This is a genomic window from Saccharopolyspora hattusasensis (assembly GCF_050972075.1).
Lineage (GTDB): Bacteria > Actinomycetota > Actinomycetes > Mycobacteriales > Pseudonocardiaceae > Saccharopolyspora > Saccharopolyspora hattusasensis.
The window spans coordinates 6,970,524-6,982,759 of record NZ_JBPCDC010000001.1; the positions used below are offsets into that span (position 1 = coordinate 6,970,524).

Sequence of the window (12,236 nt, forward strand, 5' to 3'; positions counted from 1 at the left end):
CACGCGCGCTGGCTGAGGTGGACTTAGACGTTGCCCGAGGGAGCGTTCACGCCCTCGCCGGAGGGAATGGGTCCGGCAAGTCCACCTTGATCAAGGTGCTTGCTGGAGTCGTCCGGCCGGATCGGGGTGGACATGTGGTCACCCCGATCCGGAGCGAGCCGACAGATCAGATCACGCCGTCGGTCTCCCGGCAGTTGGGGCTTCGGTTCGTTCATCAGGACCTTGGCCTCTTTGAGGACCTGTCGGTAGCAGACAACCTGCTGCCGGTTCTCGCACCGGGGGACAGCCCGGCAGGCTTCGTCGGTCGGCAGTCGCTGCGTCAGCGGGCCAGGTCCATCCTCGACCGGTTCGAGCTGGATATCGACGAATCTCGGGACCTGCGTGAGTTGCGGCCTGCAGAGCAGACGCTGGTTGCCATCGCGCGCGCCCTCTCCGACTTTGAGGTGCCGTCCGGCGGGGTCGCGGACGGGGTCTTGTTCCTCGACGAGCCGACGGCTCGTCTTCCGCATGGCGAAGTGAGTGAGCTTTTGGAACGCTTGCGTGGGTACGCCGGCCGCGGGCAGAGCATCGTATTCGTCTCACACCGACTGGACGAGATACTCGAAGTCTGCGATGCGGTCACGGTGCTGCGCGACGGCGTGAAGGTGCTCGATAGCCCGTCGGCAGATCTGGCCCGACCCAAGCTCGTAGAGGCGATCGTCGGCCGACAGGTCGATAGCGCGAGCGTTCGGGGAGGGCGGTCGCCCGTTGAGCATCGAGAAGTACTCTCGGTGTCCGGGCTTCTCGGGGGGCCGCTCCGCGGAGTGGACCTGCAGGTCGGGGCTGGTGAGGTCGTCGGCGTCGCCGGGCTGGTCTCAAGTGGCCGGACCAGCCTATTGGAAACGATCGTGGGTTTGCACCCGCACCTTGGCGGCTCGGTGAGGGTTGCGGGTCGTGAACTGTCGGGCGCTGGGCTTCGTACGATGCTGGCCAACGGCGTCGCTTACGTGCCTGAGGATCGCCTTCGTCTGAGCCTGTTCCCGGAAATGTCGGTATCGGACAATGTCGTAGCCAATGCGCTGCATCGGCACACCCAATTGGGGGTGTTCCGACCACGGAAGGCGACCCGGGCCGCAGCGCGGGAGCATGCCGAGTACGGCGTCAAGTCGCCCGGTTTGGATGCGCCGATCTCTGTCCTCTCAGGAGGTAATCAGCAGAAGGTCGTCATGGCGCGCTGGTTGTCGTCGTTGCCGCGAGTGCTGCTCCTAGACGAGCCCTCTCAGGGTGTGGATATCGGGGCTCGCGCAGATATCTATCGCTTCATTGGCGCCGCTGCCGAATCGGGCGCCGCAGTTGTTGTTGTCAGTTCAGACATCGAGGAGCTCCTGGGGCACTGCACCCGGATTGTGGGCCTTCACGAAGGCACCATTTCCTTCAGCAGGCCCACCGAATCACTTACACGCAGCGAACTCATCAGCCTGGTTTACGAGATGAACGAGAAAGCGGACCTCCGATGAACCAACGAACCGAAGTCCCCGCCCACGAGGCATCAGGCGTGTCATCGGCGGTCGAAACTCCATCTTGGCAGGTGTCTGGCGCCAAGGCAGCGGCCGTCGACTTTCTGGCCAAGTACGCACTCGTCGCTGGCTTGGTGGGCCTGACGCTCTACTTCGCTATCTCTCCGCAGACGTCCGAATCGTTCTCAAGTTGGACGAATGTTCAGACGATCGTGGCCAGCGAATCTGTTGTCGGCATCGTCGCGCTGGCCGCCTTGGTCCCCTTGGTGGCGTTCCGCTTCGATCTGTCCTTGGGGGCAAATGTCACAGTGTCGTCGATCGCGACTGCTCACGCCGTCGCTTTCTGGGAGGTTCCGACGATCGTTGGCGTCATCATCGGGATCAGCACTGGGGCATTCATCGGTCTCGTGAACGGTCTGCTGGTGTCGCTCTTCCAAGCCAACTCGCTGGTGATCACGCTGGGCACATCGACGCTTCTCAGCGGATTGAGTGCGCTGTTCTCGGGGTACGACATCATCCTCGGCCTGCCTGACTCCATGACGGACTTCGGGGCGACCACGTTCCTGGGCATCCCGAAACCAGCATGGTTGCTGCTGATCTGCGTCCTGGCGGTGACGGTGCTGTTGCGGTACACCGTTGCTGGTAGGCATCTTTCCTTCATCGGTTCGAACGAGAAGGCGGCCAAACTGGTCGGCGTTCCGGTCTCGCGGATGGTGGCGTTCAGTTTTGTGATCGCTGGTGCTCTCGCTGGGGTTGCCGCGGTGCTATTGGTTTGCCGTACCGGATCGGCTTCGACCGGGATCGGCGAAGGATTCATGCTGCCGGCGTTGGCAGCAGTCTTCCTGGGGGCGACCACGATCAAGCCGGGGAGGTTCACCGTCGCCGGATCGATCGTCGGCGTCTTCTTTGTTGCGGTTGCTGTCAACGGCTTGACACTAGCCGGCGTCGATGACTGGGTCGAGCCGACCTTCACCGGCGCCGTGGTCGTGGTGGCGGTAGCACTCTCGGCGGTTCTGGCGGCCCGCAGTCGTGGTGAACGGCGGTGAGGGGTCGGAAACTGTTGGATTGGATCTCTGTAGTTATCAGTGATCATCATGGTGTATGGTGATCTTGTGAGGCTATCGGAGTGGGCTGAACGGGAAGGTGTGCACTACCAAACCGCGTGGGCTTGGGCGAAGTCCGGTCGCATGCCGGTTCCGGTGGTGCAAACACCATCTGGGACGTGGCTCGTGCGCGAACATGACCGGCCCGCCGGGTTCGCCGTCGCGTACTGCCGGGTGTCTAGCGCTGACCAGGAAGACGACCTCGAACGTCAAGCGGGTCGGGTCGTCGCCGCGTGTGGTGAACAGGGCATCTCAATCGATGAAACCGTGACCGAGGTCGGTTCTGGTCTGAACGGGAACCGGCCGAAGTTGCGGAAACTCCTCGTTGACCCACGGGTGTCCACGATCGTGGTGGAGCACCGCGACAGGTTGGCTCGTTTTGGTGTCGAACACCTGGAATCCGCCTTGGCCGCTACCGGACGTCGGATCGTCGTGCTCAACCCAGAAGAAGTGAAAGACGACCTCGTGTGGGACATGGTGGACGTGCTCACCTCGATGTGTGCACGCCTGTACGGGCGCGGGTCGGCACGCAAACGCGCGGAAGCGGGTGTGGCGTGCGCGACCGCTGAGGTCACTGGTCTGTGAGCATGGTGCATCAGGCGTACCGGTACGCGCTCGACCTCACGCCCATGCAGGAGCGTGCGGTGTTGTCGCACTGCGGGGCGGCGCGGGTGGCCTACAACTGGGCGTTGGCTGGGGTGAAGGCGAACCTGGACCAGCGCACCGCCGAACGCACCTACGGCATCGGCGAAGATCAGCTCACGCCGTCGTTGAACTGGTCCCTGGCTGGTTTTCGGCGCGCCTGGAACGCCACCAAGGACGAGGTGGCTGCGTGGTGGCCGGAAAACTCCACAGAGTCCTACAACTGAGGTTTCTCAGTTATGCGGCGGATGAGGTGCTGGTCGAGGGCCTGGCGGGATTTTGATCGACTGTGTTCTGGCCTGCGCTGATGGCAGTTATTCGGGCCCGGCGGAAGGCGATGAGCATGTCGTCGACGCTGACGTTGCACTTCTTGCGGTTCCAGGGTGCTCGGGCGCGGGCGGCGGCCAGGTCCGCCTCGGGGGTGCCGTGTCCGGCGTACCACAGGGTCAGGATGGTCAGGCCGAGCATCGCGAAGGGCACGGTGCGCTCGACGGCGCGAGGCAGCCGGTTGGCGGCGTCGCCTGCGCCGATGAGGATCTTGGAGTCCTTGATCGTCTGCTCCACGCTCCAGCGGTCGGCGTAGCGGGCGATGACTGTTTCGACTGAAGCGCTGGTGTCGGTGGACACCAGCGCGATGTCGTAGGGCCGGGCCGAGTCGGTCTCTTTGATCAGCACCACGGTGACCGGGGTACGGTGCAGCGAGCCCCACCACAGGCAGGTGATGGTGGCGATGTGCACGGTTTCGGTCTTGCCGTAGCAGGTGACTTCCGTGGTTCGCCAGGTGGCGGTGGCCGCGAGGTCGGTGCAGGTGCCGAGTTTCTCGCCTTTCCATCTGGGATGTCCGCGCTTGCCCGTGGGCTCGGGCGGTAGGGCATACAGCACGGCGTTGGCTGCCAGGCGGGTGGTGAACGTGGTGTTGCCGGGCAGAGTGCGCCACGCCGGTCCCCGGTAAGCGGCGTCGGCCACCACGTGGAGGGTGCGTTCGGGGAATGCGCGGGCGAGCAACCCGACCAGCGCCCGGGCCGCGTCGGGCTTGGAGACACCGGATTTGGGGATATGCAACCGGAACAGGACCGGCAGGCAGACCGCCCTGGTCAAAAACGGCACGGTCACGACGAGTCCGACAACCACGAAGCAGTTACCCCGTCCGATCCCGTCGCGGCCCTTCGCCGAGCCGTCGTGCTGCCAGAACACCCCGTGGGTCTTAGCGCCATAGCGGTGAAACAACGTGTCGTCGACCACCACCGTCACCGCCTGCCCGGCCGGGACGAAACGGGCCACCACCTGCCGGGCCAGCAGCAACCCCAGCGAATCCAGATCCCAACGGGAATGGGAGAAAAACCGGTGCGCCCGAGCGTGGTGGGAGCGTCCCGCCAGTCCGGCCGCGCTCCACATTCCCGTTACCGTCCGGGGGCCTGTGGCTGCCAGCAGGCCGGTCACCAACGAGACGAACGTGGCGAACGTCGGTGCGGTGAACACCGAACGCACCCCTTCCAGCACCGACAGCAAACAAGACGGTATGGTTCCCACAGGAAGCATCGGCGAATCTCCCGGACAACGGGCGGTTGTAAGCAACGCCGATGCTTCCTCCATCTTCAGGCCAGGTCACGCCGCCACGCCGAGCACCTCGGCATCCACCCACCAGATCAACTCACCAATAACTGAGAAACCTCAGAGGTTATGGTGTGAAGGTGACTGTGGTCCAGGCTCGGCGGCTTTCCTCTGCGTAGCAAGAGGATCTGCGGCGGAGGGTGGTTGTCGCTGTGGAGCCCGGGTTGAGTCAGGCCGAGGTGGCAGAGGCGTTCGGTGTCGGGGTGCGATCGGTGTCGCGGTGGATGAATGTGTTCCGTGGTAACGGGAATCGGGCCTTGGCGGTACGGAAACGTGGTTGGCGTGCTGGTGAGCAGAAGGCGCTGAATGCGAGGCAGCAGGCGCGGGTGCGGCGGGGCGGTGCTGGGCAAGTATCCGGACCGGTTGGCGTTGCCGGGGCTGGTGTGGACGCGCGGGTAGGTCGGCGAGCTGGTGAAACGCTGGTTCGGGATCAGCCTGTCGCGGGTCACGATCGGGAAGTACCTGCGGTCGTGGGGGTCTGTCCCCGCAGAAGCCTGAGAAGAACCCGGACAAGATCGCCGAATGGCTGGATCAGCGGTATCCGACGATCGCCGCGGCGCAGCGGTCGCATCGTGATCGTGGGTGCGTCGCTGGCGGGACTGGCGGGTGCGGTAACCCTGCGTCCGGAGGGTTTCACCGGCTCGCTGACCATGATTGGGGACGAGCCGTATCGCCCTATGACCGTCCACCGCTGTCGAAGCAGGTGATGGACGGGTGGGTTGCGCTGGATCACACCGGGCTGCCCCGCAGCGACGAGTTGGATGCGCGGTGGCTGCTCGGTGTCCCCGCCACTGGGCTGGACTTGGTCGGCAAGCTGGTGCGCCTCGGCGACGGCGACGCGGTCGACTACGACCGGCTGCTGATCGCCACCGGGACCCGTGCCCGGCTTTAGCCCAATGAAGCCGAGGCCGCTCTCGACGGGGTGTTCGTGCTGCGTACCCGCGACGACGCCGCCGAACTGCAGCAGCGGTTGGCCTGGCGGGCCCGGCGAGTGCTGGTCATCGGCGCGGGGTTCACCGGTTGCGAGGTCGCCTCGGCATGCCGGGGTAGAGACCTGCCGGTGACGATGATCGAACGGGGACCGACACCCCTGGGCGGCGCCCTGGGGGGATCGGCGCAGTGGCCGCCGACCTGCACCGCGAGCACGGCGTCGACCTGCGCTGCGGTGCCAGCGTCGCCTCCCTGGGGGGATTCCACCGGCCGGCTGCGCCGCGCGCATCTCTCCGACGGCACCGCGATCGACGCCGATGTCGCCGTGGTGGCGCTGGGGGCGGTCCGCAGCACCGAATGGCTGCAGGGTTACTGACAGTTCCGGATCCTGTGTCAATGTGTGACAGAGCGTGGTGTAGTGTGTTGCTTGCTGACCGAGCGAAAGCCAAGCCCGGTCAGCGGTTTTCCTGCGGCGGCAGGTGAAACACGTCAGGTACCGCGAGTTGCGTGGGAACCGGCCGCAAGGCCAAACGCACGTGGAGACCGTGTCAGACCAGCGTTCGTGCTGGCAGTGGTCGAGGAAGCGTGAAGGCCACCAGTCTTCCTGATGGTCAACGCAGGTGGCGCAAGTCATCTGCTCACGGAACGTTTTGACACGTTTCGTGAACGGTTCAGGCTTGGCCGCCGGCGCCCTGGGGGTGGCCTGCGACGCCGGTTGCCGGGCGGTCGACGTCAACGGCGTGGCCACCGATGACGTCTTCGTCGCCGGGGACGTGTCGCGCTTCCCGCACCGGCTGTACGACTACCAGTTCCTGGCACTGGAGCACTGGGGCAACGCGACCGCTCAAGCCCAGGTCGCCGCCCACAACATGGTCAGTCTCCAGACTGAGCGGTGGCCGTACCTGCACAGCCCGGCGTTCTGGTCGGCGCAGTTCGGGACCAACATCAAGTCCGTGGGTGTGTCGACCTTCGCCGATCAGGTCGTCATCGCCCAGGGCTCGGTGGCCGAGCTCCGGTTCGTGGCCGACTACGGCTACCAGGGGCGCATCACCGCCGCGGTCGCGTTCAACCACGGCAGGTGGCTGGAGTTCTACCAGAGGCGGAGAACCCCCGTGGCGCGGCAGGCCGACGGCAGTTACGTGGTCGGCACCTACGACGAGATCGTCGCGTTGCTGCACGATCCACGGGTCAGCTCCGATCCCCGCAGCCACCCTGAGCTGGCCGGCGGCCTGCCCGTACCGGAGGAGGGGCTGCCTGGATTGCCGCTGCCCTTCATCCAACTCGAGCCTCCCGATCACGACCGGGTGCGCGAGCTGGCCACCCGCTCGTTCGGGCCACCGTGCACTCGCGACCGCATCGACGGGATGCGGCCCTGGCTGGCCGAGGTCGCCACGGGGCTGATCGGCGACTTCGCCTATCCCTTGCCGGTGACCGCGATCTGCCGGCTGCAGGGCGTCCCCGTGAGGACCAGCCGTGCTTCCGCCACTGGGCCGACGCGATTACCGCGTCCGCTGATCCGTCCACGGGCGCGTTCGCCGAGCGCCAGCGCAGGCGGGCCCAGGTGAACGCGGAACTGGGGCAGTACCTCGACGGGCTCGCCGAGGCCCACGCCCGCCAACCCGGCGACGACCTCATCTCCGGGCTGCTCACCGACACCGGCGCCCACGCGCCGATGCCCCGCGAGGACCTGCTCAGCACCGCCGCGCTGCTGCTGGTCGCCGGCCACGAGACCACCGTCAACCTCATCGCCAACGGCATGCTCACCCTGCTGCGCCACCCCGATGTGCTCGACCGGCTGCGGCACGAACCCGATCTGATCACGCCGTTGGTCGAGGAGTTGCTGCGTTACCAACCCCCGGTGCAGATGCTGACCGGCCACAGCGCGCTGACCGACATCGACATCGCCGGGACCACCATCCCTCAGGGCTCCCCGCTGACGCTGATGCTGGCCGCCGGCAACCGCGACCCCCACGCTTCGCCGACCCGGACCGCTTCGACCCCGACCGCACCGACAACCAGCACCTCGGCTTCGCCAACGGCATCCACTACTGCTTCGGCGCCCCGCTGGCCGGGTCGAGTCACAGGTGGCCTTGCCTGAACTGGCCCGCCGGTTGGCCAACCTCCGGCTGGTGACCGACCCGCCTCCCTACCAGCTCAATCAGGTGCTGCGCGGCCCCCGCCACCTCCTCGTCGAATTCGACACCCTCGCCACGGCAACCCATGAGGAACGCGCCGACGCGTCGCGAGAACGCGTGATGCGTCGGTGAACGGACGCGCCGCGGTGGCTCCATCGCTGTGATAGCCGGACTCTCCACACCAAACGAGGAGCTCATCGGTGAGCGAGACCGCGACACCCATCGACCCCGGCACGAACGGCGTGCGCTACGTCGAAGGGGACCGGCCGCCGGAGGCAGCGGCCGAGGTCGAGCGCTTGGACTACACGGCGGGATCGCCTGCTGGACCGGGCCCGGGCCGGTCATCCATGAAGGGCCGGTCAAGGTTCCTCGCTGGGAGCCCGGGGGTGGATTGTCGCCAGGGGTCTGAAGACATCGTGAAGAAGGCATGAACCTGGGTTGGGCATGCTGGTATCTAGGAAGTGAAGCCGACGCTTGGGAGTGCGGACATGATGGCAAACGATCACGGCACGGTGCTCGCCACCATGGTCTTCAACCTGGTAGCCCCGGCGGGTGTGATCGCGCCGGTTGGCGTGGAACTGGGGTACGACAGCCGCAACCCGTACGAGGTCAGCATGAAGCTCAACGTGGGCAAGGCCGGTCAGGTGGATTGGGTGATCGCCCGTGACCTGCTGGCCGACGGGCTGGTCGCCGAGGCGGGCGAAGGCGACGTGCGAATCCGCCCTCGACTGGACGATCCGGGGCTGGTCGTGATCGAGTTGAGCTCGCCGTCAGGGCAGGCCGCCTTCGAAGTGAATGCCGATCAGCTTGCGGAGTTCTTGAACGACACCTACGACGCGGTCGCACCCGGTGACGAACACCGGTGGATGAGCTTCGACGAGGCGCTGAGCCGGCTGCTCTCGCACAACCTGTAGTGGCCCGGTTCTCCCGAAGCGCCGCACGCCAGGCGGCCCAGCCGCGGGACCTGGTGTGGCCCTGAACACCTGAAAACTCCGCCACGCTGCGCCTCGCCGGTGAGGGCGCCACATCTGGGCAAATGGCGGGCGCTCTCGGTCTTCATCGCGATAGGCGCAGCGATCTTGATCAAGACCCGGGTGCTGGTGCGCCTCGTCGAGTTGTTGCGAGCCGACCAGTCGGTCAGCCTGCGACGATGAGGTAGAGACCGTAGAGGACAAGCACGACGCAGGCCGCAAAGCACAATGCCGCTGTCACGGTGGGTCCTAGCAACGACGTGTGTCGCTCGAACGCGGCCGTGCGTTTCCCTACGGCCACGATACCCAGGCTGAACAGCACCACGACGACGACGCTAACGGCCAGCGAGACCACGAAGACGCTGCCAAGTCCGCCCCAACTGATGTGCATCGCTGCTTCTGCCCTTCAGCTCACGGGAACTTCGTTGACGTTCTTCGCATTGATCGGATTTCGTCGCGACACCCAAAAGGCGCCCGCCGCCAGCGCGAGGGCGACCACCGCGACGAGCACCGTGCCGCCGACGCCTTGCGAGGCGACCCCGCCGGCCACTGCACCGATCGCGGCCGCGGCGGGCAAGGTCAGGACCCACGCGACCACCATCTGCCCGGCCACCCCCCAGTGCACCTCGGCCAGTTTCTTGCCGACGCCCGCTCCGACGACGCTGCCCGAGGCGACGTGCGTGGTGGACAGCGGGAAACCCACATGCGAACTGGAAAGGATCAGCGCGGCGGTGCTGCCCTCCGCCGGCGAAACCCTGCGGCGACTCGATCTCGGTGATGCGCTTCCCACGGTGTGGATGATCCGCCACCCACCGAAGTAGGTGCCCACCGCTATGGACAGCCCGGCGATGAGAATCACCACACCGGCGGACGCGAACCCATGGGCAGCGCACCGGCGGTGATCAACGTCAGTGTGATCACGCCCATCGTTTTCTGCGCGTCGTTCGTGCCGTGCGCCAGCGATACCAGCGAGGCAGAGGCCACGGGTCATCGAGCCCCAGTCAGGTTCGCCGACGTCCGCGCCGGTGATCGAGCCGATCGGGGTCGGGCATCACCCGATCAGCTCACTGCGGCCACGCCAGCGGAGAGCCTGACGGTGACGCGCTATGGCCACACCGCCACCGTGACGGTGCACGAACGCCGCTGCCTCTGGCGTGTTCCGCTCCCAACCCGTCCGCGTGCTCGTGGTTCGAGAACCACGCTGGCTCGCTCAGGCGCTGGTCACTACCGACCTTGCCACGCCGGCTGTGGAGATCATTCAGCGGTACGCGTCCCGGTACGCGTCCCGGTACGCGTCCCGGTGGGCGATCGGAGGTCGTGTTCGCCGATGCCAAACACCTCACCGGCGTCTGTGAGGCCCGCAGTCGCACTCGCCGCGCGGTGGAACGCACCGTCCCGCTCGGCATGCTCACCCAGCGTCTAGGCCGCACCAGGCCATCGCGAACGTCCGCCCACTATGTCCTTTGCCGATGCCGGTCACGGATCCAGAGCAGACCGAGCCCATTGGCATGCGTCGACACGACCGGCTGGGTGGCCTCCTCCACGAGTACCACCGTGCGGCATGACCTGCACGGATACGGTTTTCGGGCACGTGCAACGTCCGCTTACGTTTGACGGTCTTCGCCCTCTATTACGGACATCCCTAGGTGGGTATGTGAACCGCATAGTTGACCGCGAATGATCGCCCCGAACACCAGGATGATCGCCTGCGTCACGACGGTGATGAGGCGCTGCGACTAGGTCAGTATGCTCGCCGCGAAATCGCTGATCGAGGGGTACCAGTGCGCGCTGATGTCGGGTACGTGTCCTTACACAGCGATTCACTCGCGCGTCCCCATCAGCGGTCGGGTTGTCGCCAGCCCGTGCCTCTCCATCGCGCGAAGGTTCGGCACGACGACCACGGAGTCCGGTACCAGGGTGCAGCGCCCGTTGAACCGTTGCGGCCTGGATTACGTGTGGCTACCAATACCCTGATCGAAGCCCCATCCACCGGTGCTGCAGGGGGAAGGAGTGGTAGATGGCGAGCTTATTGTCTCGTCGGACGCAAACCGCTGGCGATGATGCGCTGATCCGGTCGCTGTTCGAGGAGCACGGTCGCGCCCTGCTCGCTTACTCGACGCGACTGACCGGTGATCGAGCGGCAGCCGAGGACGTCGTGCAGGAGACGCTGGTACGAGCGTGGCGAAATCCCGGCGCACTGGTGAACGGGAAGGGTTCCGTTCGCGGGTGGTTGCTGACCGTGGCGCGCAACATCGTCATCGACCGCAGCCGCGCGAAGGCCGCTCGTCCACCGGAGGTCGCGACCACGCCGACAGCGCCGCCGGCGGTGCGCGACCACGCCGACTCCGTGGTCGACTCGATGGTCGTCACCGAGGCGCTGGATAGGCTTTCGGAAGACCACCGCGACGTGCTGGTGCAGATCTACTTCCGAGGACTCAGCGTGGCTGAGGCAGCCGCTGAACTGGCAATACCCCCGGGAACCGTGAAATCACGATCGTACTACGCCTTGCGGGCACTTCGTGAAGCGTTGGGCGGCGCAGCGTTGGTCGCATGGAAAGAGGTGGCCGGATGAGCAGCCAGGATCACAAGGTCGACCTGGGCGCTTACGTGTTGGGAGCACTCGACGAACCGGAACACAGCGCGATTGACGAGCACCTGGCGTCCTGCGGATACTGCCGTGGGGAACTGGAGGACTTGGAGCAGATGCGTGCCGTGCTGGGCGAGGTCCCGCCGGAGTTGTTCCTGGACGGACCTCCAGCCGACGCAGACCTGCTGTTGCAGCGCACCTTCCGGCAGATTCGTTCGGAGAAATCCAGGGCGAACGGCATCAGGCACGCCGTGGTCGGCGCGGCGGCGGTTCTCGCCGCAGCCGTCGCCCTCGGCGGCGGCGTGCTGATCGGCCGAGCGGGTGACAGCGCACCGCCGCTGGTCGTCGCGCAGCCGCCGATCGCGTCCGTGCCGCCCGCCGGAACGAAGGCGGCCACGGCCGTCGACCCCGCCAGTGGGGCGAGGCTGACGGTGACGGTCACGCCTGCAGCTGGCTGGGTGCGGTTGAACGCCGCGGTCAACGGGATACCGGCGGGCGAACGGTGCCGCTTGGTAGTCGTGGGCAAGGACGGTAGCCGGGAGATCGCTGGTAGCTGGCTGGTGTCCGAGAAAGGCGCGAACGAAGGCAGCGCGCTGGATGGTTCGGCGTTGGTGGCGCCGGACGATGTGGCGGCCGTCGAGGTGGAGAACTTCGAGGGCACCAGATTCGTCTCCACGCCGGTCTGACCAGGCGAGGTATTCCGCCGTCGGCCCCGTCCCGGAACATCCGGGGCGGGGCTTGATCAGGCCGCGGCCCGGGAG

At 66.2% G+C, this 12,236-nt stretch carries 17 protein-coding genes and 1 pseudogene; 14 read left to right on the forward strand and 4 right to left on the reverse strand.

Going from position 1 to position 12,236, the window contains the following annotated elements:
• The first annotated feature begins 17 nt into the window (after positions 1 to 17).
• From ACRXBZ_RS33560 to ACRXBZ_RS33575, 4 genes are all read left to right on the forward strand, one after another.
• Positions 18 to 1,496: a sugar ABC transporter ATP-binding protein gene (locus tag ACRXBZ_RS33560; RefSeq protein WP_433884051.1), complete on the forward strand. Its 1,479-nt coding sequence runs from the start codon at positions 18 to 20 to the stop codon at positions 1,494 to 1,496.
• Positions 1,493 to 2,542 (forward strand): ABC transporter permease, encoded by a 1,050-nt coding sequence (locus ACRXBZ_RS33565; RefSeq protein ID WP_433882482.1) that lies wholly within the window; start codon positions 1,493 to 1,495, stop codon positions 2,540 to 2,542. The genes ACRXBZ_RS33560 and ACRXBZ_RS33565 overlap by 4 nt, the downstream gene beginning before the upstream one ends.
• 66 nt (positions 2,543 to 2,608) lie before the next feature.
• Positions 2,609 to 3,184, forward strand: a complete 576-nt coding sequence (locus ACRXBZ_RS33570; protein WP_433882483.1) for an IS607 family transposase — start codon at positions 2,609 to 2,611, stop codon at positions 3,182 to 3,184.
• 2 nt (positions 3,185 to 3,186) lie between these two features.
• Entirely contained in the window at positions 3,187 to 3,468 is a 282-nt protein-coding gene (locus ACRXBZ_RS33575) for a helix-turn-helix domain-containing protein (protein ID WP_433884052.1), read from the forward strand.
• A 10-nt stretch (positions 3,469 to 3,478) separates the two neighbouring features.
• On the opposite strand, the gene ACRXBZ_RS33580 is transcribed toward ACRXBZ_RS33575, so the two are convergent.
• Positions 3,479 to 4,834 carry an IS701 family transposase gene (locus ACRXBZ_RS33580; protein ID WP_433882484.1) on the reverse strand — a complete coding sequence of 452 codons (1,356 nt, stop codon included), beginning with the start codon at positions 4,832 to 4,834 and terminating at the stop codon, positions 3,479 to 3,481.
• A gap of 158 nt (positions 4,835 to 4,992) precedes the next feature.
• Here ACRXBZ_RS33580 and ACRXBZ_RS33585 point away from each other — a divergent pair.
• From ACRXBZ_RS33585 to ACRXBZ_RS33620, 8 genes and pseudogenes are all read left to right on the forward strand, one after another.
• Positions 4,993 to 5,118: pseudogene (locus ACRXBZ_RS33585) on the forward strand (helix-turn-helix domain-containing protein); the annotation flags it as partial.
• A 440-nt stretch (positions 5,119 to 5,558) separates the two neighbouring features.
• A complete protein-coding gene (locus ACRXBZ_RS33590; protein ID WP_433882485.1) occupies positions 5,559 to 5,744 on the forward strand; it encodes a hypothetical protein in 186 nt (61 codons plus the stop codon).
• A gap of 36 nt (positions 5,745 to 5,780) precedes the next feature.
• Positions 5,781 to 6,158, forward strand: a complete 378-nt coding sequence (locus ACRXBZ_RS33595) for an FAD-dependent oxidoreductase (protein WP_433882486.1) — start codon at positions 5,781 to 5,783, stop codon at positions 6,156 to 6,158.
• 301 nt (positions 6,159 to 6,459) lie between these two features.
• Positions 6,460 to 7,347, forward strand: coding sequence for an oxidoreductase C-terminal domain-containing protein (locus ACRXBZ_RS33600; protein WP_433882487.1), 888 nt, complete (start codon positions 6,460 to 6,462; stop codon positions 7,345 to 7,347).
• Entirely contained in the window at positions 7,344 to 7,880 is a 537-nt protein-coding gene (locus tag ACRXBZ_RS33605) for a cytochrome P450 (RefSeq protein WP_433882488.1), read from the forward strand. The genes ACRXBZ_RS33600 and ACRXBZ_RS33605 overlap by 4 nt, the downstream gene beginning before the upstream one ends.
• The gene (locus ACRXBZ_RS33610; RefSeq protein WP_433882489.1) at positions 7,867 to 8,049 is read left to right on the forward strand and encodes a hypothetical protein; all 183 of its coding nucleotides are present in this window, start codon (positions 7,867 to 7,869) and stop codon (positions 8,047 to 8,049) included. The genes ACRXBZ_RS33605 and ACRXBZ_RS33610 overlap by 14 nt, the downstream gene beginning before the upstream one ends.
• Positions 8,050 to 8,117: 68 nt before the next feature.
• On the forward strand, positions 8,118 to 8,348 hold the full coding sequence (locus ACRXBZ_RS33615; protein ID WP_433882490.1) for a hypothetical protein: 231 nt from the start codon (positions 8,118 to 8,120) through the stop codon (positions 8,346 to 8,348).
• Between the two features lie 57 nt (positions 8,349 to 8,405).
• Complete coding sequence (locus ACRXBZ_RS33620) at positions 8,406 to 8,831, forward strand: SsgA family sporulation/cell division regulator (RefSeq protein ID WP_210435410.1); 426 nt, start codon at positions 8,406 to 8,408, stop codon at positions 8,829 to 8,831.
• Between the two features lie 223 nt (positions 8,832 to 9,054).
• Here ACRXBZ_RS33620 and ACRXBZ_RS33625 read toward each other — a convergent pair whose 3' ends face one another.
• The 3 genes from ACRXBZ_RS33625 to ACRXBZ_RS33635 are packed head-to-tail and all read right to left on the reverse strand — an operon-like array spanning position 9,055 to position 9,872.
• Positions 9,055 to 9,279, reverse strand: coding sequence for a hypothetical protein (locus tag ACRXBZ_RS33625; protein WP_433882491.1), 225 nt, complete (start codon positions 9,277 to 9,279; stop codon positions 9,055 to 9,057).
• Positions 9,280 to 9,294: 15 nt separating this feature from the next.
• Complete coding sequence (locus ACRXBZ_RS33630) at positions 9,295 to 9,750, reverse strand: inorganic phosphate transporter (RefSeq protein WP_433882492.1); 456 nt, start codon at positions 9,748 to 9,750, stop codon at positions 9,295 to 9,297.
• Positions 9,744 to 9,872 carry a hypothetical protein gene (locus ACRXBZ_RS33635; protein WP_433882493.1) on the reverse strand — a complete coding sequence of 43 codons (129 nt, stop codon included), beginning with the start codon at positions 9,870 to 9,872 and terminating at the stop codon, positions 9,744 to 9,746. The genes ACRXBZ_RS33630 and ACRXBZ_RS33635 overlap by 7 nt, the downstream gene beginning before the upstream one ends.
• 1,033 nt (positions 9,873 to 10,905) lie before the next feature.
• Here ACRXBZ_RS33635 and ACRXBZ_RS33640 point away from each other — a divergent pair.
• Both ACRXBZ_RS33640 and ACRXBZ_RS33645 read left to right on the forward strand, forming a co-directional pair.
• Complete coding sequence (locus ACRXBZ_RS33640) at positions 10,906 to 11,460, forward strand: sigma-70 family RNA polymerase sigma factor (RefSeq protein WP_433882494.1); 555 nt, start codon at positions 10,906 to 10,908, stop codon at positions 11,458 to 11,460.
• Positions 11,457 to 12,161, forward strand: coding sequence for an anti-sigma factor family protein (locus ACRXBZ_RS33645; RefSeq protein WP_433882495.1), 705 nt, complete (start codon positions 11,457 to 11,459; stop codon positions 12,159 to 12,161). The genes ACRXBZ_RS33640 and ACRXBZ_RS33645 overlap by 4 nt, the downstream gene beginning before the upstream one ends.
• The last annotated feature ends 75 nt before the right edge of the window (positions 12,162 to 12,236 follow it).

What these genes read in the sequence shown, in the direction of transcription:
- ACRXBZ_RS33565 (WP_433882482.1), top strand. Translation starts at nt 1,493, where the DNA reads ATGAACCAACGAACCGAAGTCCCCGCCCACGAGGCATCAGGCGTGTCA.
- ACRXBZ_RS33575 (WP_433884052.1), top strand. Translation starts at nt 3,187, where the DNA reads ATGGTGCATCAGGCGTACCGGTACGCGCTCGACCTCACGCCCATGCAG.
- ACRXBZ_RS33580 (WP_433882484.1), bottom strand. Translation starts at nt 4,834, where the DNA reads ATGGAGGAAGCATCGGCGTTGCTTACAACCGCCCGTTGTCCGGGAGAT.
- ACRXBZ_RS33590 (WP_433882485.1), top strand. Translation starts at nt 5,559, where the DNA reads ATGGACGGGTGGGTTGCGCTGGATCACACCGGGCTGCCCCGCAGCGAC.
- ACRXBZ_RS33620 (WP_210435410.1), top strand. Translation starts at nt 8,406, where the DNA reads ATGATGGCAAACGATCACGGCACGGTGCTCGCCACCATGGTCTTCAAC.
- ACRXBZ_RS33625 (WP_433882491.1), bottom strand. Translation starts at nt 9,279, where the DNA reads ATGCACATCAGTTGGGGCGGACTTGGCAGCGTCTTCGTGGTCTCGCTG.
- ACRXBZ_RS33640 (WP_433882494.1), top strand. Translation starts at nt 10,906, where the DNA reads ATGGCGAGCTTATTGTCTCGTCGGACGCAAACCGCTGGCGATGATGCG.
- ACRXBZ_RS33645 (WP_433882495.1), top strand. Translation starts at nt 11,457, where the DNA reads ATGAGCAGCCAGGATCACAAGGTCGACCTGGGCGCTTACGTGTTGGGA.